25 protein-coding genes are annotated in these 25,816 nt (G+C 34.7%); 3 read left to right on the forward strand and 22 right to left on the reverse strand.

What is annotated here, in order from left to right; genetic code table 11:
* Positions 1 to 5 precede the first annotated feature (5 nt).
* Positions 6 to 773 (forward strand): ABC transporter ATP-binding protein, encoded by a 768-nt coding sequence (locus CRO04_RS08260; RefSeq protein ID WP_097003757.1) that lies wholly within the window; start codon positions 6 to 8, stop codon positions 771 to 773.
* A complete protein-coding gene (locus CRO04_RS08265) occupies positions 763 to 2,997 on the forward strand; it encodes an FtsX-like permease family protein (protein ID WP_097003758.1) in 2,235 nt (744 codons plus the stop codon). The genes CRO04_RS08260 and CRO04_RS08265 overlap by 11 nt, the downstream gene beginning before the upstream one ends.
* 71 nt (positions 2,998 to 3,068) lie before the next feature.
* Here CRO04_RS08265 and CRO04_RS08270 read toward each other — a convergent pair whose 3' ends face one another.
* The 15 genes from CRO04_RS08270 to CRO04_RS08340 all read right to left on the reverse strand — a co-directional run bounded on the left by CRO04_RS08270 (position 3,069) and on the right by CRO04_RS08340 (position 16,954).
* Positions 3,069 to 4,739, reverse strand: coding sequence for an ABC transporter ATP-binding protein (locus tag CRO04_RS08270; protein ID WP_166432501.1), 1,671 nt, complete (start codon positions 4,737 to 4,739; stop codon positions 3,069 to 3,071).
* A 315-nt stretch (positions 4,740 to 5,054) separates the two neighbouring features.
* Complete coding sequence (locus CRO04_RS27020) at positions 5,055 to 5,177, reverse strand: hypothetical protein (RefSeq protein ID WP_278321360.1); 123 nt, start codon at positions 5,175 to 5,177, stop codon at positions 5,055 to 5,057.
* A 46-nt stretch (positions 5,178 to 5,223) separates the two neighbouring features.
* Positions 5,224 to 6,648: a PapB family radical SAM/SPASM ranthipeptide maturase gene (gene papB, locus CRO04_RS08275; RefSeq protein WP_097003760.1), complete on the reverse strand. Its 1,425-nt coding sequence runs from the start codon at positions 6,646 to 6,648 to the stop codon at positions 5,224 to 5,226.
* Positions 6,649 to 7,100: 452 nt separating this feature from the next.
* Positions 7,101 to 7,496, reverse strand: coding sequence for a DUF2809 domain-containing protein (locus tag CRO04_RS08285; RefSeq protein WP_242974387.1), 396 nt, complete (start codon positions 7,494 to 7,496; stop codon positions 7,101 to 7,103).
* The gene (locus CRO04_RS08290) at positions 7,468 to 7,818 is read right to left on the reverse strand and encodes an MmcQ/YjbR family DNA-binding protein (protein WP_097003763.1); all 351 of its coding nucleotides are present in this window, start codon (positions 7,816 to 7,818) and stop codon (positions 7,468 to 7,470) included. Before CRO04_RS08290 ends, CRO04_RS08285 begins: the two co-directional genes overlap by 29 nt.
* A 38-nt stretch (positions 7,819 to 7,856) precedes the next feature.
* On the reverse strand, positions 7,857 to 8,258 hold the full coding sequence (locus CRO04_RS08295) for a (deoxy)nucleoside triphosphate pyrophosphohydrolase (protein ID WP_097003764.1): 402 nt from the start codon (positions 8,256 to 8,258) through the stop codon (positions 7,857 to 7,859).
* Positions 8,255 to 8,452 carry a DUF3427 domain-containing protein gene (locus tag CRO04_RS27270; protein ID WP_097003765.1) on the reverse strand — a complete coding sequence of 66 codons (198 nt, stop codon included), beginning with the start codon at positions 8,450 to 8,452 and terminating at the stop codon, positions 8,255 to 8,257. The genes CRO04_RS08295 and CRO04_RS27270 overlap by 4 nt, the downstream gene beginning before the upstream one ends.
* On the reverse strand, positions 8,419 to 8,823 hold the full coding sequence (locus CRO04_RS08305) for a hypothetical protein (RefSeq protein ID WP_330400802.1): 405 nt from the start codon (positions 8,821 to 8,823) through the stop codon (positions 8,419 to 8,421). Before CRO04_RS08305 ends, CRO04_RS27270 begins: the two co-directional genes overlap by 34 nt.
* 15 nt (positions 8,824 to 8,838) lie before the next feature.
* Positions 8,839 to 9,984: an HNH endonuclease domain-containing protein gene (locus tag CRO04_RS26565; protein WP_242974389.1), complete on the reverse strand. Its 1,146-nt coding sequence runs from the start codon at positions 9,982 to 9,984 to the stop codon at positions 8,839 to 8,841.
* Positions 9,985 to 10,037: 53 nt separating this feature from the next.
* Entirely contained in the window at positions 10,038 to 10,379 is a 342-nt protein-coding gene (locus CRO04_RS08315) for a nucleotide pyrophosphohydrolase (protein WP_097003766.1), read from the reverse strand.
* A gap of 563 nt (positions 10,380 to 10,942) precedes the next feature.
* Positions 10,943 to 11,914, reverse strand: a complete 972-nt coding sequence (locus CRO04_RS08320; protein WP_207654418.1) for a carbohydrate kinase family protein — start codon at positions 11,912 to 11,914, stop codon at positions 10,943 to 10,945.
* A gap of 61 nt (positions 11,915 to 11,975) precedes the next feature.
* A complete protein-coding gene (locus tag CRO04_RS08325) occupies positions 11,976 to 13,472 on the reverse strand; it encodes a glycoside hydrolase family 32 protein (RefSeq protein WP_097003768.1) in 1,497 nt (498 codons plus the stop codon).
* A 10-nt stretch (positions 13,473 to 13,482) separates the two neighbouring features.
* On the reverse strand, positions 13,483 to 15,120 hold the full coding sequence (locus CRO04_RS08330; RefSeq protein ID WP_097003769.1) for an extracellular solute-binding protein: 1,638 nt from the start codon (positions 15,118 to 15,120) through the stop codon (positions 13,483 to 13,485).
* A gap of 34 nt (positions 15,121 to 15,154) precedes the next feature.
* Entirely contained in the window at positions 15,155 to 16,048 is an 894-nt protein-coding gene (locus CRO04_RS08335; RefSeq protein ID WP_097003770.1) for a carbohydrate ABC transporter permease, read from the reverse strand.
* A 3-nt stretch (positions 16,049 to 16,051) separates the two neighbouring features.
* Positions 16,052 to 16,954 carry an ABC transporter permease gene (locus CRO04_RS08340; protein ID WP_097003771.1) on the reverse strand — a complete coding sequence of 301 codons (903 nt, stop codon included), beginning with the start codon at positions 16,952 to 16,954 and terminating at the stop codon, positions 16,052 to 16,054.
* 255 nt (positions 16,955 to 17,209) lie between these two features.
* Here CRO04_RS08340 and CRO04_RS08345 point away from each other — a divergent pair, with 255 nt between their 5' ends.
* Complete coding sequence (locus tag CRO04_RS08345; protein WP_097003772.1) at positions 17,210 to 18,271, forward strand: LacI family DNA-binding transcriptional regulator; 1,062 nt, start codon at positions 17,210 to 17,212, stop codon at positions 18,269 to 18,271.
* Positions 18,272 to 18,590: 319 nt separating this feature from the next.
* Here CRO04_RS08345 and CRO04_RS08350 read toward each other — a convergent pair whose 3' ends face one another.
* From CRO04_RS08350 to CRO04_RS26570, 7 genes are all read right to left on the reverse strand, one after another.
* Positions 18,591 to 19,676, reverse strand: a complete 1,086-nt coding sequence (locus tag CRO04_RS08350; RefSeq protein WP_097003773.1) for an SIS domain-containing protein — start codon at positions 19,674 to 19,676, stop codon at positions 18,591 to 18,593.
* 15 nt (positions 19,677 to 19,691) lie between these two features.
* A complete protein-coding gene (locus tag CRO04_RS08355) occupies positions 19,692 to 20,552 on the reverse strand; it encodes a PfkB family carbohydrate kinase (protein WP_097003774.1) in 861 nt (286 codons plus the stop codon).
* A 17-nt stretch (positions 20,553 to 20,569) separates the two neighbouring features.
* Positions 20,570 to 21,541 (reverse strand): SIS domain-containing protein, encoded by a 972-nt coding sequence (locus CRO04_RS08360; RefSeq protein WP_097003775.1) that lies wholly within the window; start codon positions 21,539 to 21,541, stop codon positions 20,570 to 20,572.
* Positions 21,542 to 21,583: 42 nt separating this feature from the next.
* Positions 21,584 to 23,005 (reverse strand): YfcC family protein, encoded by a 1,422-nt coding sequence (locus CRO04_RS08365; protein WP_097003776.1) that lies wholly within the window; start codon positions 23,003 to 23,005, stop codon positions 21,584 to 21,586.
* Between the two features lie 17 nt (positions 23,006 to 23,022).
* Positions 23,023 to 24,573 (reverse strand): amidohydrolase family protein, encoded by a 1,551-nt coding sequence (locus CRO04_RS08370; protein WP_097003777.1) that lies wholly within the window; start codon positions 24,571 to 24,573, stop codon positions 23,023 to 23,025.
* 218 nt (positions 24,574 to 24,791) lie between these two features.
* Positions 24,792 to 25,517 carry a GntR family transcriptional regulator gene (locus CRO04_RS08375; RefSeq protein ID WP_097003778.1) on the reverse strand — a complete coding sequence of 242 codons (726 nt, stop codon included), beginning with the start codon at positions 25,515 to 25,517 and terminating at the stop codon, positions 24,792 to 24,794.
* 55 nt (positions 25,518 to 25,572) lie between these two features.
* Positions 25,573 to 25,816, reverse strand: a 244-nt coding sequence (locus CRO04_RS26570) for a hypothetical protein (RefSeq protein WP_207654419.1), incomplete at its 5' end; no start/stop codon positions are given.

Genomic DNA, 25,816 nt, shown 5'->3' on the forward strand with positions numbered 1-25,816 from the left:
AAAATATGACACATATCTTAAAAATTGATCACATTGAAAAATACTATGGGAACAAATCGAATGTTACCAAGGCCATTGACGATATTAGCTTTGAAGTACAAAATGGAGAGTTTATTGCCATTATGGGAGCATCCGGCTCCGGTAAGACAACACTTCTGAATTGTATTTCAACAATTGATACAGTCAGTGCAGGACATATCTTTTTACATGACAAAGATGTTACCGAAATCAGAGAAAATGAGCTTGCTCGTTTTCGTAGAGAAAATCTTGGATTTGTGTTTCAGGATTTTAATTTACTGGATACTCTAACCATTAGAGAAAACATTGCTATGGCCCTGACTATTAATAAAGCACCGGTGCAGGAAATAGACTCCCGTGTTGAACAAATGGCTAAAAAATTGGATATCCTGCCTATCCTTGATAAGTTTCCATACCAGGTTTCTGGAGGGCAAAAACAGCGGTGTGCCTGCGCTAGAGCGATGATCAATAAACCTAAACTTATTTTAGCTGATGAACCAACTGGAGCTTTAGACAGCCGCTCTGCTCAATTGCTCCTTACCACAATGCAAACTATGAATCAGGAACTAGGTGCGACTATTCTCATGGTAACCCATGATGCTTTTACTGCCAGTTATGCAAAACGAATTCTGTTTCTGAAAGACGGACAGATCTTTACAGAAATACAAAGAGGCGAACAATCCCGCAAGCAATTGTTCGGGAAAATCCTTGATGTAATGGCTCTGCTGGGAGGTGATCTATCTGATGCACGTTAAGTTAGCTCTACGCAATGTAAGACGCTCTGCCAAAGATTATTTAATTTATGTACTAACAATGGTTCTCACTGTAGGGTTGTTTTATGGATTTCTTTCTATTACCAGTCCTTTTTACAACAGCAGGTTACCTATTCAAATGAATCTAGATTATTTCTCTAGCAAAATGAAAATAATAATACCTTTAATTGCACTTTTGCTCATTTTTTTGATTTCTTATGTAAATAGCTATATAATCAGGCGAAGGAAAAAAGAATTTGCTCTGCAAATTATTATGGGTATGGAACAACGTACTGTCGCATATATGTTTTTCATTGAAATGCTTATAATGGGATTAATTGCTGTAGGTATAGGAATAGTATTAGGAATTATGCTATCCCAACTGGTCAGCGCTATCATTATGAGTAGTTTTGGAGTAACGTACAAAATTTATTTTTCTGCCTATCCTGACACTATTGCATGGACGTTAACTTTTTTTACTGTATTATTTATTATTAACGGTATTAAAAATATTCGTATTATTCGTAAACAAAAGATTATTGATATGCTACACGATAATCAAAAAACTGAAAGTACCACTACTATAAAAGAAATGATTTTACCTAGTGTATTAGCCACCTCAGTAATTGCTATCTGTATCTTGCTTCTTTGCATCGTAAAAATTATTCCTTTTTGGAATCAATTCAATCAAAAAGCGCAGATAATTACTGGAGCCAGTATAATCAGTACAGCGATGTTTCTACTTTGTGTTCTTGTTTTCCTTTTTAATACTTATATGATGAAAAGGGAAGGGAGTTTAACTGCACTCTTATTAGCTGTGTTTGCCTTAATAACGGGAATTATTCAATTACAATCGCAAGGACTTATTGATGAGATGTTAAGAAATGGCCTGATAAACGGTGCATTTTATACCTTTATTCCTCCTATACTTTCCTTAGGAATGATTATATTTTTCTTTATTGCTTTTTTCTGCTGTCTCTCATGGATATTGGTACTAATTAAAAGAAAATCAAAGAATTTTGGATATCAGAATTTATTTTTACTAGGACAATTAAATTCAAAGCTAAAAACCAATTCAAAAACTATGGCTGTTTTGACCTGTGTTTTTCTGTGCTCACTTGTCCTTCTTGGATGGCTGCCTACCCTGACTGGTCAAATGGACGGATACCTCAAAGCACGTTCAATTTATGATGTTCAAATATTTTCAGCTTATACAATTGTAGAAAGTATAGATGATTTACCAAAAGCAGGACTTGATCATTCATATATTGATAATTATTTAACGGAAGGAGGTTATGATATTACCGGTACTGCAAATGTGGAAACCTATTTTTTAAAAGACAGCGATTTTAACATAAGGATTGAAAAATACATGCCAGCTCTAGGTGTTTCTTTAAGCGATTATAACTCTCTTCTTCATCTATCCGGACATAAAGAAATAACTCTGCCTGAAGGCAGCTTTGCTATTGCCTGGTCAGATAAAGCATTAGACGATGAAATAGATAAATACAATCGGCAGCATACACAAATACATGCTGGAGAATACACACTCACAAAAGCTGAGAGAGCAGATTATCAGATAAATGTGGGGATGGGAATTTTCACGAGCAGAATGAAAGCTGTTTATATTTTACCCGACTCTGTATGTAATACTCTTACGCTGGCAACCACCTATTATGCAGCTAATACGAAAGAAGCTCTTTCCTATGATTTTGCTGTTAAGCTGGATAATGATATAAATCTTTGGTTAAATAACACTAATATGATTCCAAAAGACAGTGGATACGTAAGACTTAAAACGTTACAGCTTAACGAGGGAATCTCTAACTCTCTTATGTTTCAGCTTGGAGGAACATATACAAGCCTGGTGCTCATTGTTATCTGCCTTACCATATTAGCCCTGCAGCAACTTACCGATTCGTCTGAACACAGGCAAAGATTTAAGATAATAGAAAAACTGGGAGTTGATAAAACTCAGATCAGTAAGTATATACGACAACAAATGTCTGTATGGTTTGGCATTCCAATAATAACGTCTTTCGCCGGAGCGGGGGCCACCTTAACATACCTTATATGTGCAAATTATCGCAGCTACATTCCCTATGTAACAAGGCAAGAAGTAATAACAAATATATTCATCGTATATGTGACTTTTATAATAGTCTTTATTTGTTATTTTTCTTTTACTTACTTCCTTTTTAAACGAAACATTAATGAATCCTTATAGACAATCATAATCAAAAAAGGTGCCGTAAAAACAGCTGATTTATAGCTATAAAAGCGGCACCTTGGATCGGCTCATACCATTATATTTTCAACCTTATAAATACCATTTTCACGTATTTCAAATATTGTATCAGTAATTTTGAATAATGCTTTTCGATGTGAAATGTTTATAATAGTTTTATACCTTTTTAGTTCCATAAATAAATCACAAATGCTTTCTTCACTTAAGCTATCTAGTGAAGAAGTTATTTCATCTAATAAAAAAATATCTGCATTTGATATTAAAGCTCTGGCAACATTTATTTTCTGTTTCTGTCCTTCTGATAAAACTATCTCGCCCAGGCAAGTATCTAATTTTTCAGGCAAGTTATTTATAAATTCCCATAAACGCACCTTTTTACAAGCTGTAATTATTTTTTCATCATCAATATAAGGATTTGCCAGGTAGAAATTTTCTTTTACGGTAAATGAAGATATTATATTGTCATGAAACACATAACATATTTTATTACTTACAATTTCTTGAGGGATATCTCTTAGATTCACATTACCAAATAATATACTACCTTCATAGTTTTCATATAATTTGCTTATCAAATTAAATAATGTTGTTTTTCCCGAACCATTCATACCAATAAAAGTCACAAACTGATTAGGCTGAATTCTCAAATTAACATCATTAAATATAGGTGAACTAGCATCAAAACTGAAATTAAGATTTTCAAGTTTTATTTCTTTTGAAAAGCAACTTTCAATTTTATCTGGTATATCAATATCCTTGCGCATATAATTCTCATTCATTAGATCTTCAATTCTATTAAGTGATATGAAGATTTCCTGAATATCTGAATTGATTTGCGACAGCCTTAGAAGATTTTTATTCAAAGTTATAGAGTACGAATTAAACGAAACCAGTCCTCCTACACTTAATAACCCTAATGTAATATGTTTTACTCCTAAAATCACAATTATAATATTTAATACAGTGTTTAAGACTTGAATTATAAAGGATGATTTTACACCTAATCTATTTCGATCATCTAATATGCCATAAGTGTTTTTTATATTATCATTAACCTTTGAATTAACATAATCTTTAGAATTATAAACTTTTAATGTTTTAAAATTCAATAAAAGTTCATTGACTAGTGTTAAAAAATTATCGATTGAGCTTTTACTATCTCTTGTTTTAATTCTTATCTTTTTACCAAAATAATTAAAAATAAAAATATTAATTGGAAAAGCCAATAAAAATATTAATGTCAATATGTAATCTATCTTGAACATTATAACGGATACTATTAATGCGGATGCTAAGTCGATTATGATTGTCATTAACATAACAAATATTTTGCTGAAAATTTCAGCATCTTTTTGTAAAGTATTAACAAATTTACCTTTTTCCATTTTAATATAATCTTCAAAACGGATATTCATTATATTGGCAAATATTTTTTTCTTAGCATTCGATTCTATATTTTTAATAATTTTAAATTGTAATCTTTGTATCATGTAATTAATTATATTGCTTAAAAAATTCAAAGAAAAAATAATTAAAATATATATAACTAATTTTTGATTATTATTAATCGAGTCAATAAGATAACCAAACATCAAAGGTTGTACTGAATTTAATATTGTAGCAAAAATTACTATAAAAAGATATATAATAATATTAATTCTTTTAATACCTAAAAATTTAGACATTAATTTAAATTTAATTATATGATTTTTTATATTCAAATTATTTCTCTCCATATAAATATTTCTACTATATTCAAGCCGCAAAGTTGCAATAAGGTCCTTTAGCTAAAACTAAAGGACCTTATTATTGCATATAGCTGATTAAGGTATAATTAATCATCAGTAAATGTACACGAATCTAAGAACCCGTCACAGGTATAGCAAAGGTCATCCGGATAATCGCAATTAACGCAAATATCAGCAGGGCCTATATTGCTTTGGCTATTAATCTCTTTAAACATTTTTTCACCTCCCCATCAGTTATTTACATATTGTTGCATAATGCACTTTTGTTCTAAAAACAGACTCACTTAATCAATCATCAAAGAATGTGTCACAGTTGCAATCATCCATAGGATAATCGCAGAAAGTGCAATAATCACAGAATGCTACTTTGATTTCCTTTACTTCAGCAATTCCATTTACTTTTGCGAACATACTATCACCACCTTCTATAATAATGTTGCTATGCAACAATATGTATTTAGCTTACAATATCAACAATTTGCTCACTTTTGCCTGGAACATATTGCGATTTAGAAAAAAGAATATTTTTTTCCTCTGGAGATAATCTTAAATATATATGAATTAGCTCTTCAAATTTACTTTTTGCCATAGCACATATTTTAGGTGAAGGTATTGTTGTATTACCTGTTAATGAAAAATTCTCATGTGGACAATGACCTAAACATAAATTTTGAACCCAACAATCTTGACACGAATTATGTTTAGAAAATTTTATTTCATTTATAAAATCTTCTCTTTTATTGACATCATCATTAACATTACCCATTACATATTCTTTTTCATTAACAAACCTATGACATGGGTATAAATCTCCATGAATATCAACTGCGTACATATTACGTCCAACCCCGCAAGCCAAATTTCTCATTCCACCCGAATGAATTTTCTTTAAATTCCCAATAACCATTTTCATCTTTTTGGCCTTTTTATATTCTTTAGCTTTAACAAGATGTTCAAAATATTTTTCAAATTTAATTTCTTCTTGAGCTAACTTTTCAAAATCATCTTCTGATAATAAATTGCTGGCAGGTGCAATAGCAATTGAATGAAACCCTAATGAATCAAGATGATCAAAAGTATAACACTCATTTAGCTGCTTTCCAGTTAAAGTAGCCCTTGCTGATAATAAATTCTTCTCTCTCATACTTTCTGTATGCTGGATAATTAAATCATAGGAACCAACCTTATTTGCAAAAAATCTATTAGAATTGTGTGTTTCTTTATCGCCATCAATACTAATTTGTACATGTATATGATTATCAATAAGATAGTTCTCGGTATCCTTAGTTATAAGAGTACCATTCGTGGTCATATTTATCTGAATTTTTTTGCCTGTTTTCTCTTCAGTTTCTCTAATATAGGGCACCAATTCTTTTATAAGAGGCAATGCTAATAACGGTTCTCCACCAAATAGCACAACAGAAAGGTTTTTATTATTTCCTGAATGTTCAATCAGAAAATCTATTGCCTTTCTAGCAGTTTGAATAGTCATTATTCCTTTGTCATCATATTCTCCATCTTCCGCATAACAATATGTACATCTCATATTGCATTCCTGAGCCAACAAAATAGTTAAGGAGAATATATTATTACCTAACTTTACTTCTCTACTATCAGCAATAATTTTATCATTTTTATCATTTTTGATAAAATAATTATCAGCCATATCTTTAATAAGAGCATTAAATTCATCAAAAGAAAATAAATTCTTTACTGATTCATATGCAGCCTTATAGGTTTTACCTTCTTGTTGTATTAATTTACTTGTCCTATCATCGATTTCAAATAGGCCAGTGTTGTTTGCACAATAAACAAATAGTTTACCGCTTTCCCGAAAAATCTTATGATTATAAAACTTTAGCACATTATAAAGCTCTTCCATAACTTTTTCTCCTTTATTTTTTAATTTATTATTATGTCTATGTTTTTACAAGATTTATTTAAATTCAGAGTATCATTTCAAAAAAATATTGTAAATAGTATCTCACTGAGTGGTATTTATTTACTACCGAATGGTTAATGCGCCAAATAAAAAACAATAAACAAAAAATTACCCCACCCTTTGCAAGGTGGAGTATTAATCATTAGCTTTTTTATTATTTTTGGAGGAATGAATTAAATAATTAAAAATATCATAAAGTGTTAGTCCTATAATTGGTCCTATTATCATTACTGGATATGAAAACCATTCCTGTTCTCCAAAAAAGACATTAAAACATTTCATTATAATTACTATATTTATATATTTTACGAAAAAAGCTAATCTTTTTATCATTATTATTTTTCCCTTTTTAAATAAAAACATAGATTCATGAAGTAGTGAAGTATAGACATTTACTGTAACGGATTTTTATTTCTTCTTTTAGCCCTTTCATAGACTTCAAGCAGTATGACCCCAACACCATAACAAACAATATCTTTTATATCAAACACCGAACCTAACACGATCCGTAAAAACCTGTTATGCTCCAGTCCAAGAACGTGTACTAACTTGAAATATTGCAGCACCTCTACTCCTGCTGCAAACAGGAATACATACAATGGGAGTAACCTGCATCTTTCCGGGATGAAGATTCTCGCAAAGCTGTACACTAGAATTACTACCAGCATATCTCCCACATACGGCCTCACAAAAGCATCGTGCACGTATAATGCAATCATTACCTCTACAAGCAGAAGAAGACCAAACGCGAATATATACTTAATTCTTAACTGATTTCTTTTTGTCATTTGTAAGTTCATAACTCTCCCCAATCATTCTGATAATATCATTGTCTGGAATTGTTCCATCCAGAATAATGGAACTCCAGTGCTCTTTATTCTGGTGATATGCCGGTATCACAGACACATATGTGCTCCTCCAGAAATCTCTCCACTCCGGATCGCATTTTACATTGATCCAGATATTTCCTTCCCTTTCATATATCCAGGCAAATGCTTTCTTATTCTTTTTATGACGCATTAAAGTCCAGTTTGTATCATGGAATGGATAATCCTCATAAACTTCCTTTAATTTCATGCATACAGCTATTACTTCTGATCGTTCTTTCAAAACTATCACCTGCTTTATAGTATTATTCGCTGCAATAACTATATTGACATGCGAATTTTATCAACGAGAGTTATATCCGCTGGCAACCAGCCCACGGAATTCATCTCACCCTTCGTCAGCCACTTTGCATCCTCGTGCTCCTTCAAGACCAAATCCCCGGCAATAATTTCCGCCCAAAAGCAATCCATAGAGAGATGAAATGCAGGATAATCGTATTCTATGGTATGTATCAACTCTCCAACTGAAATCTCTGTATCTAATTCTTCCTTTATCTCTCTAACGAGTGCTTCTTGAGGAGTCTCACCTTCTTCAATTTTTCCGCCGGGGAATTCCCAGCCGCCTTTTAAATCACCATAACCACGTTGGGTAGCAAAAATGATGGGTTCACCCTTTTCATTAAAATCTTTAATTACTGCAGCTACTACTCTTACTGTTTTCATCCTGCCTTCACATCCTCTTTTTTTATATTACTTTGCAAATAACGTAATAAATCTTCTCTAACTGCATGATGCATCTTCATTTGAAATTTAGTTATATCACGTTCTTTACCATAATTATCGTTTTTACGGGCTGGTTTAGCCTCTATTATATCAAACTGCCCTACATAATAAAAATCTGTTTCTGCATCACTAATCCTTCATCAGCGGCTTCTACATCAAACATTTTAAGAGTAATATTCTTAAGCCCATTTAATTTCTCTAATGCCTTAGGCTCACTGAAATTCAGATAATTGGTCGTAAGAATTTCTCCAGGAATGTTTTTCTTCTCAAGTTCTCGCAGCGTCTGGAGAAGAGGGGTAATTCCACCCATCGTAATAAATGCAACACTTATCTGAAACTGATCGCATACTAACAGCTCATTTTCAATGGCTGAGATTACTTTTTTTCCTTCTTTATAATTGTTAGAAACAAACTGCGGTTTGTAGGCCAAATTAGATGAAAATCTTTCATCTACGTATGCCGCTTCAAAACCATACCTTATTTCAGTTAACTTTTCTTTTGTCATGTACCCATTCCCCTTTTACCAAATTTGGTACCCTTGTCTTCTTGCCGAATCATAGACCGGCTGCATGTTTTTCTCCAGAATGATGTAGAATTCCTCTTTTGAATTTCCTTTTCTATAGAGTTCCTGATTGGCCCATATGGAATGTAAATTATCCCGATAGCAAGACTCATACATTTTTCTGATCTCTGGCTTCCTGTCATCATGAATCATGCTGTATAAAATGAACTGGTTACTTGCAAATCGTCTGAAAAACGGATCCCATTTGGGAAGTTTATTGCTTTTGGATGAATTTAACGAGGAGTCCATAGGCATTAGATTCCATAATTCATCGTTCATTACAAAGGACCATGGAATAAAATGATCTACATCATAATTATCATTTACAATAGGCGAATTTTTAAATACATCTACGATAGACTGATTATCCATAACTGCTTTCCATAGCTTCCTGACACTATTTAGTTTACGCATTTTTTCATTCATTGGCACAAGTTTATATATAAGACCGGGGACTTCGGGATTATTGTTCTGAAGCCACTTAACTTTTTCATATTGGATCCAGCCTAGAATAGGTACTGTATTATCCTGTATCATCTTTATCCAGGCTTCATGAAAAAAGACTTCCTTCTTAAGTGAACTTCCTGTTCCAAGCGTATATGGCAGTAACGATATCTGATTAACTCTTTCAATATAGGAAACCATTCTTTGAGTGCTGCCCCAGTACGCCCGTTCCTGACACTTATCGAAAAATCCTGAAAGCGCTCTATACGGGACCATGTGGGTTAACTGTTCTTTATAAAGTGTAAGTTCTTTATCATATTCTTTTATCCCATTTTTAATTTCTACCTTTGAAGCATTTGCCGGAAGTTTACTTAACTCCTGCAGCGTAAGTATGGCTCTTTCCAATCCGTCTTTTATCTGACCTTCAATCATACCGCTGAGATGAATATGAAATTCTAACACCGTATACCATGCATTTGCAATCATTTCATCAATTATTTCATTAAAGCTGGTCTCTTTCACATCTTCTGAAATCAGCTGAACAATTGCCTCAAGCCAGTAGAATTTATAACAATATGAGGGATTCTTCATCATAAGGGAGAATGCGTCTATATCAAGACTGTTATAATACTTGCCATCAATATTTAATTGATATTCCATTATTCTTTTCCCCGCCTTATCTTACGTCTTCTGTTATCCATTATTTATCTTAATCAACCCTTTTTCAGCTGATTGTATTTTTTCTTACTGCCCTTTGCTAATTCTACTGGATACTTCTCATTATTCTTTTTAATCTTCGCCTCAACTATCTCATCCAGATCAAGACCGCATGCATCAGCCATAAGTACACAGTAATTTACAACATCAGCAAGTTCTTCTCTAATCTTGTTAAGTTTTTCAGTGCAGTTTACATCTTCAGCGCTCCATTGAAAAACTTCCAGTAATTCAGCCGATTCCAGTGAAATAGATATTGCTAAATCTTTCGGATTGTGAAACTGATTCCAGTCTCTCTCATCACGGAATTGTAGTATCTTATTTATTGTGTCTTGTGTCATTCATATTCCTCCACCACATCTATATGTTACTGTAAGCCATCTTTTTAATGCTCTTTCAAATCATTCTTCTTTGTATAAATAACCACTTTTTTCAAACTCTGCTGTAATTAAATATTCCATAATTTTCCATTCACTATAGCATATACTATCTTATTATATTATTATACATGAATATTTTCAACGAATATTAAAGTTTACAGAGCTTTTCTTCTAAATGTATTCTAATCCTAAACAAAGGCAATACGCCAGATCTGCAATAGCACTTCCATTTTCCATGAAGTAAAAAACAAAAAGGGATATTCCACTTTCGTATCTCTACAAAAATGAAATATCCTAAATACCTATCTCTTATTTCTCATTTACAGATTTTCAACCCTTCTGTCATTGCAAATGGCCCCGGGGCCGTAAAAACTCCGTACCCACCACCTGATTATCAGCCATCATGAAGCCCATATCTTCCTTGACTTCCACCTCCACATCAGAATATTATTATCGATCAGAGTCGGTCCATGCCCTAATTCAATGAAGGATACCCTGTTGTGATTCGATTCTTTTGCATCCTTCTAGCGGGTAAGAATCTCTCTGATTTCTTTTTCTGAAGGCATCACACGAAGGGCTCCTCTTCTTGTTGTAATTACAGAAGCAGCAACATTTGCAAACCGAAGCATTTCTGAAAGTTTTTCCTTATTGAACTGGTCTAGTCCTACCTGTAAGACAAAATGAAGAACACATGCCATAAAGGTATCGCCAGCCCCTGTTGTCTCAATCGTACCCTCTTGAATAAAAGCTTTATTTTCCACAACAATTGACTCTGATTTCCCGTAATAATATGCTCTGCTTCCATCTCTTCCCATGGAAAGTAAAATTAGTGGAATAGAGTACTTTTCTCTAATTTTGGCAATTCCAACAGAATAATCTGATTCTCCTGTCAGCCATTCCATCTCATTATCAGAAATTTTCAAAATATCACACATGGAAAGTCCATAATTCACCTGTTCTCTTGCCAGTTCCATAGAGTCCCATAGAGGCTCTCTGATGTTTGGATCAAAGGAAATAAGTTCTCCACAATTTTTTGCTGTTTCCACAGCATATTTTGTAGCATTACGAACAAGATCATGGGTCATAGAAAGGGTTCCAAAATGAAAGATTTTTGTATTTTGAAGCACTTCTTCATCAATATCCTTTTTCTCTAGCATCATGTCTGCACCAGGATTTCTGTAAAAAGAAAAATCTCTGTCTCCACCTTCTTTGGTTTCCACAAAAGCAAGTGTGGTTCTACAATCTGGGTCAATACACAGATAATCACTGCAAATTCCCACCTCATCCAAAACACGTTTCAGTTTCCACCCAAAAATGTCACCCCCAACTTTGCCCACAAAGCTTACAGAATGATTTAATTTTGAAAGCATTGCAAGTACATTGCATGGAGCTCCACCAGGATTTGCTTCAAAAACTGTATTTCCCTGCTCAGATATTCCATTATCTGTCATGTCGATCAGTAGTTCACCAATTGCAACTACATCAAATTTTTTCATAATATAACTTCCCTTCTAAAATCGTTCCGAATTATTCAAAAAATTATATACTTGCAAAGCCTTACACCTTTTTATCGATATTATAGTTTTCAATATCAAGAGTAATAGAATTCTTCGCTGTGAAAAAAATTTTATCTGCATTTATTGGTGTGTAGATCAATGTTGTCATTGCTCTTTCCCCATGATTTACAAATAATTCCAGGCTGTAATAGTCAACAAGGATTCTCAAATGAATTTCATTTTCTGAATGCTCGATATCCATCATTCTTGTAGAAATAAAATCTTTTTTCATACCTGACAGATTTCTGTTTACGCAGATTTCGTCATTTTCCAAATCAACATTTACTACTGTTTCATGTCTCTCATCTGCTGCTACTGCTATAGAAAATTTTGTATCTTTACAATCTTTTACAGTAATATTTAAGTCCACACAGCGTCCTGATACTCCGGATATTTCAGTTCTGCCTTCAGATGCATTTATGATATAATCCTGATAGGAAACTTTATCTTTTCGATAATTTTTCAGTTCCCGTACAGGAGTCTGAATGATTCTTCCATTTCGAACGTTTAATTCTCTTGGAACTGTCATCATGCCTGACCATGCAAAAGAATCAGGTGTCATATAGTTGTCCCAGCTTTGCATCCAAGCAATCATAATTCTTCTTCCATCCATTGCTTCCACTGTCTGTGCAGCATAAAAGTCTAATCCATAATCCAGAATATGAGGCTTGGTTCTCTTCCACACCATTTCTTTCTGGTCATAAGAACCAATGAAATAGATGGTATTATTTCCGTTGTGGAACTCTTTTCCATCAGCCTGCATAAATTGAGGAGATACAATCAGAACCTGCTGATCATCAAGAGGAAAGAAATCCGGGCATTCCCACATTTCTCCGTATTTATTGTTGTTATAATCCAGCATTTTGATATAGGTCCAGTCCAAAGCATTTTGAGAGTAAAATAATGCAAGCTGACCACCTGCGTCTTTGTCTTTACTTCCGACGATAGACCAAAACCCCTTATCATCCTTCCAGATTTTCGGATCTCTGAAATCCACCAGTGAACTTCCTTTTGGAAGTACATCTGCTGTAATGACAGGATTAGCAGAATACTTCTCGTAGTTTAATCCATCACCAATCGCAATACACTGGATCTGTCTTAATTTCTTACTGCCATCTGGCATTTGATCTTCATGAACTCCAGTGTACATCAGAATGTGCTTGCCATCTGACTCAACTGCTGTACCAGAAAAACATCCATTTTTATCATAATTCATATCAGGAGCCAATGCACATGGCTTAAACTTCCATGTAACAAAATCATCAGTCGTATAATGTGCCCAGTGCATTGGTCCCCAGTGTGTATCATATGGGTGATACTGGAAAAACAGATGGTATTCATTTTTAAATACTGAAAAACCATTTGGATCATTCATCCAGCCAACTGGAGTTGATAAATGAAATATTGGTCTTTGGGCTTCAGCTATTTTCTTACTATATTCTGCTTCGTATTCTCTGGCTTTTCTTAATTTTTCTGTCAATTCTATCTGCTCTTTCATTCACTTTCCTTTACTTGTTTAAATTACTATTATATGTATCAAGATTTGTCTGCATAATCTCAATGTATTTGTCAAGACCGTAACCATTCAGAGTTGCAAGGTATTCATCCCAGCCTGCTTCAACATTTCCATTCATAATAAACTCTGATTTCATTCTGCCGACATAACTATCAAGATCTGTTGTATACTGTGTAATACTGTCTAAATCTTCCTGATTCATGAAAATATTTGGAAATACATAATCATTATGCATATCTGGTTCATAAATATCTTTGATCCAATCTAAACGATACTGCGCATCATCTGGGCATGTTACATACTCACCATAATAGCTATCCAATACAGCAAGAGGTCCACCAACCTTCTGAGAATTTCGTATCTCACTTGGGGATTCTCCAGCCAAATCAAGATGCTTAAGCATTCCAGCCTCTGTTTTTTCAAAAATATTTGCAGAATCTTCCTGTCCATAGGTTCCCCAGTTATTCTGTGCAGACTGTTGTGGCTCGTACATTAAGTCAATCCAGGCTGCTGCTAATGCAGTATTAGAACATTTGCTTGTAAGTACGCAACGACCTCTTTGAAGACCACTTGTATCACTTCTGCTTGTTCTTGGCGCATTTTTCTGTCCATCTGGTCCTGCTAATGCTGGAAGTGGCACATAATTATCCATATTATCTACAACATTTGCACAATCCCATGTAAATAATAAACCATAACGGCCAGCTTTTCCTTTTGCAACATAAGTACCCCAATCCTGTGTATACACCTCAGGATCAATCAATCCCTTTTCTTTAAGTTCATGCATCCAGGTCAATCCTTCTTTAAATCCTTCCTGAGTAGCTGTATATACAACTTTCTTATCATTGCTAACTGCAATATGATCTGGTACATCTCCATATCCTTCTCCAAAAGCACCAAGAAGGAATCCCATATCTTCATTTCCGCCATTCATGATAAATGACATTGGAATTGTTTGGTTTCCGCCAGCCATATCATTTTCTTTGAATGCAATCAATGCCTGTTCTAATTCGTCCGTTGTTGTAGGCACTTGCATATTTAATTCATTCAACCAACTCTTATTAATAAATGGCATTCCACCAATTGTCTGAATTGCCTCTTTGCCTGTACCTAACTGCTCTATCCAGGGAAATGAATAAATGTGTCCATCTGGCGCCGTAATCATCTCTTTATACTGTGGATTATTCTCCAGCACCTTTTTCAGATTTGGCATATATTCATCAATTAAACCTTCAACAGGAATAATTACCCCCTGTTTTGCATACCGAAGTAAATCATAATCCGACATATCTGCATTAAATAAACCGTCTGGTAAGTTTTTTGCATTTGCTAATGCAAGATTTTTCTTATCAGAAAACTGGTCAGATACAAAACATGTCCAATCGATTTTTACGTTGGTTTCTTCCTGAAGTCTCTGGAAAATCAGTCTTTCATTTGGATGCTGCGTTGATCCGGTTTCTGCGCTTGTTATGAATGACAGTGTTGCCGTTTCCTTTAAAGGAAAATTAAGATCTTTAATCTCACTATTCGCATTTTCCTGACTGGACTTATTACCACAACCACATAAACCCACTATCATTCCGGCTGTTAATAATCCCATCATAAATCTTATTCCATTTCTTTTCTTCATAATTATTCCTTCCTTTTCTTTCTTTTAATTCGTTTTATCCCTTGACTGAACCAACCATAACACCCTTTTCAAAGTATTTATGGAAGAATGGATACATAATTAATAAAGGTATACTTGACACGACAATTGTTGAATATTTCAACAATTCAGCCAGTTTTGACATTTCAGCCATACTTGCAATATCTGCAATCATTCCTGGTTCTGGTGTATTCTGAATTAATATGGAACGTAATACCAACTGTAACGGTTGCATATCTGCGTTATTTAAGTAAATCATCGGATCAAAATAAGAATTCCACATTCCAACAAACTGGTACAATGCCAGAACTGCAATAATTGGTTTACACACTGGCAGCAAAATCTTAAAGAAATGTGTAAATTCTGATGCACCATCTACTGCAGAAGCTTCTCTCAACTCATCAGGAATGGATTGATAATAGGTCCTTGCCAAAATTAAATTCCATACATTAAATGCATTCGGAAGAACAATTGCCCAAATGGTATCTAACATATTCAGGTTACTGATCAACAGGTAAGTAGGCACTAATCCACCACCAAAAAACATTGTTATAACAAAAAATACATTAATAAGTTTCTTCCCAACCAGATCTTTTTTTGACATTGGATACGCTGCCAGAATTGTCACTCCTACTGAAATAAACGTATATGATACAGAATAGAATAATGAATTTCGAAATCCTACCCATATCATTCTATTTTCAAATACTCTTATATAAGCTGTTATTGTCCATGAAGAAAGATCTAAACTAATTCCCTGATTCTGTAAAACAGTAGGATCCATAAAGGATGCAATCAGAACATACACAATTGGAACTAGTATTGCCAACGTGAAAAACCCTAAAAACGAAAAACCTATAATATAAAATAATTTGTTTGTCAAAGGACTTATCATAATTTTTTGTTTCATATTTTATATCCCCTGTCCATCATTTAATTTGCTCACAATCTTATTAACCATAAGCAACAACATTACATTAATTAATGAGTTAAATAATCCAACCGCAGTGGAGAATCCATAGTCACCGTTTAATAAACCGATCTTATATACATAAGTTGCCAGAATTTCAGATGCAGGAATATTCATGTCTGTCTGCAGTGCATATGCTTTTTCGAATCCGATACTCATAATATTTCCTGCCTGAAGAATAAACTGAATTACAATAATATTCTTAATAGAAGGTATATCAACATGAATAATCTGCTGTAATATATTTGCTCCATCCACAATTGCTGCTTCTGTTAACTCCTGACTTGAATTCGACAATGCTGCAGTAAATAGGATTGACCCCCATCCTGCACCTTGCCAAATGCCACTGGCAATATATATGGAACGATATGCCGATGGTATTGACATAAAATCCGCTGCTGTTCCCATGATATGATTTAACGGGCCTACAGGAGAAAGAAAAATCTTTACCATACCACACAATACAATGACAGAAATAAAATTTGGAAGATAAATCATCAACTGAATATTCTTCTTTATCCCCGCATTTCGAATACGATTCAATATCAATGCAAGAATAATTGGAACCGGGAATCCCCAGGCAAGTCCAAATAAACTTAACTTTAACGTATTTAATAAGTATGTCATAAAATCTGGTGATGACATAAATCTCTTAAAGTATTCTAGTCCTACCCACTCACTCCCTAAAATTCCCTGGAAAGCATTGTAATCTTTAAAAGCAATTAATATGCCGCCCATTGGTATGTACTTAAAAATAAAAGTTAAAACAACAGCTGGCAACAGAAAAATAATATAAAGTTGCCAATTATTCTTTATATATTTCCATTTGTTTACATTTGCACGCATTGTAAATTCCTCCTCGTTCTTTCATAGGTAAAATGTAACATTTAATAGTGCATTTGTCAATAATTCATTTATAATTTGCACATTATAACCAATATCAGAGGAGTATTCTTGTGTATTTTTACAACATTAAGTTACATTTGACACTTTTCATTTTTTTATGTATGATATACATGTAAACAAATGTCAAATATATCAATACTATAAAAGGAGTTTACAGAAGTTCTTATAAATTTCCGCTTCTGAATAGAGATTATTATGAATAAAAAACGCGTAACTTTACAAGATATTGCCAATGAATTGGGTATATCACGTAACACCGTATCAAAAGCTATGAATAATACAGGTTCCATTTCTGACGAAACAAAAAAGAAAATTTTCCAAGCTGCTACAGAAATGGGCTATAAGCAATTTGCTCTTTTTCCACAGCCCCCTGTAAATTCACAGAATCCTTCCTCATTAACTACAAATAGTTCAAATGAGATTGCATTGTTTACCCATTCTCTACTAGGCAGTTCCCACTTTGGTTCTAAGCTGCTTGATGCTTTCCAGCAACAAATTGGAGAACACGGTTATAAACTTTCTGTCTATATGATTCGTGACTTTGAACTAGAGCAATTAGTCTATCCTGCAAACTTCAATCAAAGTCATACTGCTGGTATCCTTTGCCTTGAATTGTTTTCTGAAGAATATAGTCGTTTCTTATGTAAACAATCTATTCCACTTCTATTTGTAGATACTGTTGTAAATCATATAGATTTAAATCTGGATGCCGATTTACTTTATATGGAAAACAAAACCAGCACATATACTATGCTGAAATCTATAATTGATCGCGGATATAAGAATATTTCATTTGTTGGGGATTGTTATCACTGTCAATCCTTCTATGAACGTTGGAGTGCATACTGCCAGATTATGGCTGATCATAATATTCCCGTACGCAATGAAAACTGTATCCTTGACAATGATTCTTATCCTTATCACGATATTACTTGGTTGAGCAATCGAATTCAGTCACTTCCCTCCTTACCAGATACTTTCTTCTGTGCCAACGACTTTCTTGCAATATCTACGCTAAAGGCATTAAGAACACTAAATATCTCTATACCAACCGATACCATGGTCTGTGGTTTTGACAACTCACCGGAATCAACAATTATTGATCCGCCTTTAACCACAGTTAAAATCCCAAGTTCTTCCATGGGATATACCGCTGCAGAAATATTACTGGCAAGAATTGCGCATCCAGAGATGCCATATCGTATTACTTATGTTCAAACCGATGTAATTTATCGCAGCTCTACTAAAAATATTTAAAAGTATTTTGTTATGTCTGGTGATACCGCATAGCGATAGCCCTTTTCAACATATTCTCTGACCTTTTTAATGGCATCGTCTGCTTTCGGGTTCTCTTTACGCCATACCGGGTGGGTGTATATTGTAAAGTTAATGACATTGCGTTGGAACGTGCGCCCACCTGGCATACGCAAAAAAGCAGGTATCTCACATCATTGTGAAACACCTGCTTTTTTATAAAATAGACCAAAAGTGATTAAACTCCTAGCATATTGCTTCTTAAAATTATGTCATTTCTTTTTTTGAACTTTTCAAGTCTATCGGATACTGCAACATCCTCCTACTCCTTATCCATCTCCAATTTGCTTCCCATATATTTGTGGAATTCTTGATCTTTCGGTATATTCAGATTAATACCTCTTGCACGCGAGGTTAGTACAAATAACATCTGCAGTGGCAGATTATATTCTAACATCGAAAAATCCGGATCATTTAAAAAGCCAAACAACAATTTTTTTGGCATATTCGGCATGTTAATAGCGTACTGAATAGTTTTTTTCTGTTCATAATACTTAAATAATTTCTCCATTCGCTCCAATTCGTTTCCTGAAGCTGGATATAAATACAATAGATTTGTTCTTTCAGTTACCGCATTATACATGCCATGCATAAACTCATCGACTTCATACCCTCGCACTGGTAATCTACATGTTTCTGAAAATTTCAAAACGCTTTCTAAAAGCAAGCTTTTAAGGTTACTGCTGGAAATAATAATTAAATCATCACATTCTTTTAATTTTTTTACAGTTTGATTGCACCATGTTTTGCTATCTTCTAATACTGTATTCATATTCTTAATGACAGCCTTTATCCTTTTTCGATAATCCTTTCCCTCTTGCAAAGATATTTTTCCATAATCTTCTGCTAACATAATTAGAAAAAGCATTAATGTAAGTACAGTTGATGTATATCCTTTTGTTGTTGCTCCAGCATCTTCATATCCACATTCTATATATATATTTGCATCACCGTGTTTTGTAATTTCAGTTTCGTATTCCCCAGTAACGGAAATTACAGGTATTCCCCTGCTTCGTATCGCATCCAACGTATGAATTACCGCCATACTTGTTCCCTGCTGTGAAATCCCTAACACCACTGCCTTATCTGAAATAAATTTACACTCCTCCAAAAGTGTTACAGGGTATACGGCAGTTGCACGTATACCCAATAATTTTTTTGCGGAAAAAGCTGCTGCAACGGCCGCATTATAAGACGATCCAGATCCTGTAATATAAACTTCTGTAATCTCCGTTTTACTAACCAATGCTTTTGCCTCTGCAAGTATGCTTTGCTCATTATCTAATATGTGTTGAAGAATTGCCGGAGTCTCATAAATATAATTCAGTGCATCGCCTTGATAAATCATACTTCTTTCTCCTCTTTAGTCTTCGTAAGGTTTTCCGTATCCAAATGCTCCATTTAAGGTACAAACATGTGCCGCGAATTTAGATGCTTCTGCAAGAGCAAGCGTTATCGCAGCCTGTTTTTTATTCCCCTTCTTCTGCTGATCAATGTAGCTGTTCATAAACGCTGTCAAAAATGAATCGCCAGCCCCCATCGTATCTACTACACTCTCTATCATCGTGGCCGGCTGAACATAGAACTGCTCTCCGTCATACAAAATGCAGCCCTTGGGTCCTCTGGTCAAATAAGCAATTTCAGGTCCTAGAGAATGAATGAATTTCAGGTGTTCTTTTGCTGCATCATCATCTCCGTCAAAGGAGCAGAATGCATATGTTATAAAAGGTGCATATTTTTCATAATATTCATTTGTAGACTCATCAGAAAAGTCGAAAGATACCTTGATACCTGCTTCTTTCATAACCTTTAATTGAGACTCTGTATAACAATAATTTCCAGTATGAACAAAATCAAACTGCTTCATGTACTCAAGATCAAATCGATCAAGAATATATGGATTCTTTCCTCTTACACCACCTTCATTATAATCACCAAAGGTACGTTCGCCATCAATCAATGTACATTTAGACCAACCGTTCTCTCCAACCAGCTGTTTGCATTTGACCGTTTCAATCTCCATTTCATTCAAGACAGAAATTACAAATTCCGCAATATCGTCGCTTCCAAAATACCCCATATATGCTACGCGTTCAGCGCCAAAAATCTTAGAATATGCACACAGATTCACACAATTCCCCCCTGGGTACATCATATGAGAATGTTCATACAGATCAACTACATTGTCACCAAACCCCAATACTTTTGTATTATATTTTGCCATTGCAATTCTCCTTATTATTAGTACTTAACTACTCCCATATATCTTCTCATATCCAGTGGATGTCTTCTCTTGTCCTGAAGCCCTGTACGATATGCAACAGACATTGCATAAAACAGTATTGGACAGAAATATTCATTTACACTTGCGTCAATTGCATTAATTCCCAATTCTTCCGCATCAATCACTTCATATTTTTTTCCATATTTCTGTAAGAATGTAAGTGCACGTTCATCCATAACTCTGGCAGCTCCAGTTCCCATCAGCAGAATGTAAAGATGGTCTTCATCTGTACACTCAAATGGTCCATGAAAATATTCTCCTGTGTGCAGATAGCAGCAATCCATCCACTGCATTTCCTGAAGGGAACAGATAGAGAATCCATATGCCTGAGAATAAGAAGCACCCGATCCCATGATATAGAGGAATGATTCTGCGAAATATTTTTCAGCAAATACCCAGGTACGGTTTTTCACCTTCTTTTTTGCTGCCAGAACAATGCCATCCACCTTATCCAGTCCATCAAGAATTGCCTCATATTTTTTATAACCAGGTTCCTGCAATTTCAACAGTTCATTTAAAATACGCATTACTATACCCTGAGGTCTTTCTTTTTCGTCTGTGTCATCTTCCCAGCTGTAAACAATCGGGTTCATATCATCCTTTGCACAGATGGAATCTGGATTGTGGGTCATTGTAATAATAGCTGCTCCACGTTCTTTCGCTAATTTTGCAGCTTCTACAGTCTCATTTGTATTTCCGCCATGTGAACATAAAATTACAAGTGCACCTTTTTTCAGAAATTTGGATGGCGTTACAATCAGTTCTTTTGCGGTCAGCCAATGTGAATGCATAGTTTCAGACTCAGCATTAACAAAATAGTAACCTGGGTATAGATCTACCAGTGAACCTCCACAAGCGGTAAAGAATACATCTTTAATTTCTCCTTGTTTCCCGTAAATTTTTTTGATTAATTCTTCTGGTCTGTTCATTGTTAATTACTCCTTCTTCTCTATATAAATTATTTGTTATTATTAAAGTGCTGCTGAAATTGTACAGAATATAATGGCAAGTACTGTCAAAATCAAGAATACTTTCCAAATGGTTTTCCACCACTGAGCAAAAGAAATTCTACAGATTGCAAGTCCTGCTACTGTTGTTCCAGCCACCGGACTCATAAGGTTTGTAAGCTGATTTCCATACTGGAGTGCTGTAACCGCAGCTTCTGGATTTACTCCATGAAGATCGCATAGTGGAGCAATAATTGGCATAGAAAGTGCAGCCAGGCCAGATGAGGATGGTACAAGCAGTGTTAACAGTGACTCTACAATATACAAAACTACAGCAAATACTGCATTGCTTGAATCTGCAACCAGGTTACTTAATGTGTTTAGAATCGTATCGATAATCATTCCGTCCTGTGCAATTACCATAATACCGCTGCAGAAACCAATAACCATAGCAGCAAATGAAATGTCTTTCACTCCGGTGATGAACTCATCTGAAATCTCTTTTTCATTTAATCCACCAAAAATACCCATTAGCAGTCCCATACCCATAAAGCACATGGAAAGTTCATTCATATACCAGCCGAATTTAACCAATCCGACAACAACAACAACCATTCCGATTACGAAAACAGCTAATACGGATTTCTGACGAATTGTCATATCCTGATTGAAATCTACTTTCGCAGTAATTTCCTTTTTCTTATGAATATCCTCCTGATAAGTAATGGATTTTTCAGGGCTCTTTTTAATTATCAAAGCACGCCATGTAACGAATGTGATGATAACTCCCATCATGATTACCCACTGAATCATTCTAAAAACTAACTGTGGATTTCCCTGAATACCCGCAATTCCCTGTGCAATCAGTACACAAAAAGGATTGACTGTTGATGCGGCATATCCAACGGTTGCGGCAAGGCATACCGTCATAAATGTTGTCATTGAATCATAACCCATAGTAAACATAATTGGCATAATCAGCAAATAGAACGGTACAAGCTCGTCAGACATACCAAAAGTACTTCCACCAAGTCCAAACAACAGCATTAAAATTGGAATAATCAGTATCTCTTTTGCGCCTAGCTTCTTCACGATTTTCTGGATTCCCATGTTTAAAGCATTTGTTTTTGCCATAATCTGGAATACACCACCGATAATAAACACAAATGCCAAAACTTCGATCATCTGCTGGATACCTTTTCCAGGTGCCATCAGAACCTGTCCAATTCCCTGACGCAGACTGGTTCCATCTTCAAGCACTTTATCTACTGAATGATAAGTTCCAGCTACTGCTACACTTCTTTCTCCCGCCGAAGTATCCATCAGTGTTCTTTCGAATTCGCCACTAGGTAAAATCCATGTCAGAATTGCTACAACCACTATCAATAAGAAAATCAATGTAAGCACATGTGGCATGTGTAATTTATTTTTTTTCTTTTCTCCCATTTCTATCTCCCCTCTTGTTATCCCCGATATACAATTTTACCATCCATTATCGTTAGTATTACTTGGGCTTTTTTTGCTTCTCTCGCATCAACTACTAATAGATTTTTATCAAACACTGTTATATCTGCCAATTTTCCTTCTTCTAAGGTTCCTAACTTATGGCTCATACCTAGATTCTTCTGTCCTCCGATTGTCCAGGCTTTCAAAAGTTCTGAAACTTCAAGTGTATTTTCACTTTGGAATGGCTCCTCGCTGCCATCCAAATATCCACCGACAGAATAATAAATAGATTCAGGAACACTGGTAATCATTAATGGTAAATCTGTAGCACCACTTAGTGTCATTCCACAGTCCAGCATCTTACGACGGTTCCAGTAGTACTTTCCTCGTTCCTTACCGATTGTACTTTCGATAGTTTCCAATAATACCTTTGAGGAATCCAGGGACATTATCTGGAAATATAATTCAGCAATTGCTCCAATTTCACCAAGCTTTTCCAGATCCTTAGGGTCTGTGAATTCCATATCCGTAATGGCATGATGATTTTTCAATTTTCCATTTACCCTTTTGCATTTTTCATAAATGCTTGTTATTTTTCCAACTGCACCATCCCCTTGCGCATGCAAGGTCCATCGAAAATCTTCTTTGTCTGCAGCAAGAACATCTGCTTCAATCTCTTCGTAAGGAATCTGGATACTACAGGTATACAGTTTACCCTCATATGGCTCCTTCAAATCCCCTTTGTGATCAGAAATCGTACCATCCGTCATGCGATTGAATCCACTAAAACGAATCTTATCTCCAGTAAACATATCTCTCATATTTCTGGCATATTCCAGATTCATTTTTGCACCTACAGGCTGTGACATGAAAAATATCCTCAGATGAAGATTTTCAGAGTTTTCCATTTCCTTAAGATAATCGGTAAATCCGTAAAAATCATCAAAGCCCATTTCTTTTACCGTTGTCACTCCTCTGGAATTCATCATTTCCATGTAATCTGAAAATTCCTTTTCAATAAAATTACGGTCATTCAGATATTCTCGCATAATTCGATAATAGCTTTCCGGATAGCAAGTATCAGATGTAAATTTGTAAATATCACTTGCTATCTGATTCATTATGCAAGTGGATCTGTCGGCCGCAAAAAGAATGACAGCTTTTTGTGGAAAATGCTCTTCCAGCATTTTCTCAGCCTCTTGCTGATTCCATTTTTTAGGATCCCATCCATGTCCAAACATTGCCCCAAGTGATGGATGTTCTTCCTCATAGGCTTTCAAAATGGTTAGCCCTTTTTCATTATCCTGAACTGTTGACACATCTGCCCCAAGATGAAATACTGCATATCCAGTAAAAAAGGTATGCGTGTCCGTAATACCAGGCATAACCAGTTCTTCCTCAAAGGTCAAAATATGATCTGCCCGACTCAAAATTTCTTCTGAAGGCTGCCCAATTCCTTTTTCAGCTATGCGATTTTCTTCTATACAAAGATAACCTTCATACGCATTTGAATTCACACTATCAAATAGATTTTTTGCAACAATAACCATTGAAAATTTCTTCTCCATTTTTTCTCTTCCTTTCTTGTATTAGATTATATCATCTTATAACGTTATAATTCAATATGACCTTTTTATGAATTAAATTATTTGGACATAATTAATATTTTTGTCTTTTATTTTTTGTTTATAATAAACAAAAAACAGACTTCAAAAAAGGACTTTTGATATCTTTAATATCAAAATCTCCTATTTCTGAAGTCTGCTGCTCCTGAGAATATAACCTTTTAAATTGAAATTCTATAACGTGAGCCAACTATGATTTCATAACTAATATACAATGGCTTCTCTTCCTCATCGTTCATATAGCTCTTCAAAATCATAACAGGTTCACCAACGTTCATTTTAAGATAATCTGCTATTGGTTTCGATGCCGTTCGCACTTCTATAGTACTTCTCCCCTTCGCGAACTCTGTTATCTGGTAATCTTCTGCTAACAGTTGAAATAGAGAACCATTCTCTAACTTTTCTACCTGAAGATCGGGTACACGTATTGCGGGTATATAAATCTGTTCATAAATGATTGGCAGATCATCTGCTGATAAAACCCGTTCAATATGATATAATCTTTTATCATCTGTCAGTTTCAGGAATTCATTCTGTCTCTCCTCTGCCTCTACAAAATGGCAGGCTATCACATGGGAAGCTGGCTTTCTTCCATTTGCACGACATGACTCTGAAAAACTCATATTATTATCTTTCTCTACTTTACGATATATCTTAGGTGCTTCTACAAATGTACCTTTTCCCTGACGTTTTACCAAGATACCTTGTGTGCATAATTCTTCAATTGTTCTTCGCACCGTTATACGACTCACTTGATATTTTTCAGATAATTCTATTTCCGTTGGAATCTGATCCCCTGCTTCATATTCACCTTTTTGTATTAAATCCTTTATTTCTTTCATCAGCTGTGCATATAATGGCTGCTGTGATTTTTTATCTATTTCCATAATTTACACCTTTCATATATAAGACCTTATAATACATCATAGCGTAAATTTCTTTTCAGTGCAATATTTTTATAATTAATGAAGAAGCTCCATCATGTATTGAATTATTGAAAAGATATTTATGGTAATGCCTTATTACAGGCAGGAGTCCGGTATGGCAGAGCTTGGTTTCAAACTGTCTGTTTAGTGTAAAATAAAACTGTAACGAAATGCAATCCAAAAGTGTAACACTCCCTGCATAAAAAAATCCATTGTAACACCCTTCCAAATCCATTATCCTTATGTTTGTCGAGAACTTA

This window comes from Lacrimispora amygdalina (genome assembly GCF_900205965.1).
GTDB classification, from domain to species: domain Bacteria; phylum Bacillota; class Clostridia; order Lachnospirales; family Lachnospiraceae; genus Lacrimispora; species Lacrimispora amygdalina_A.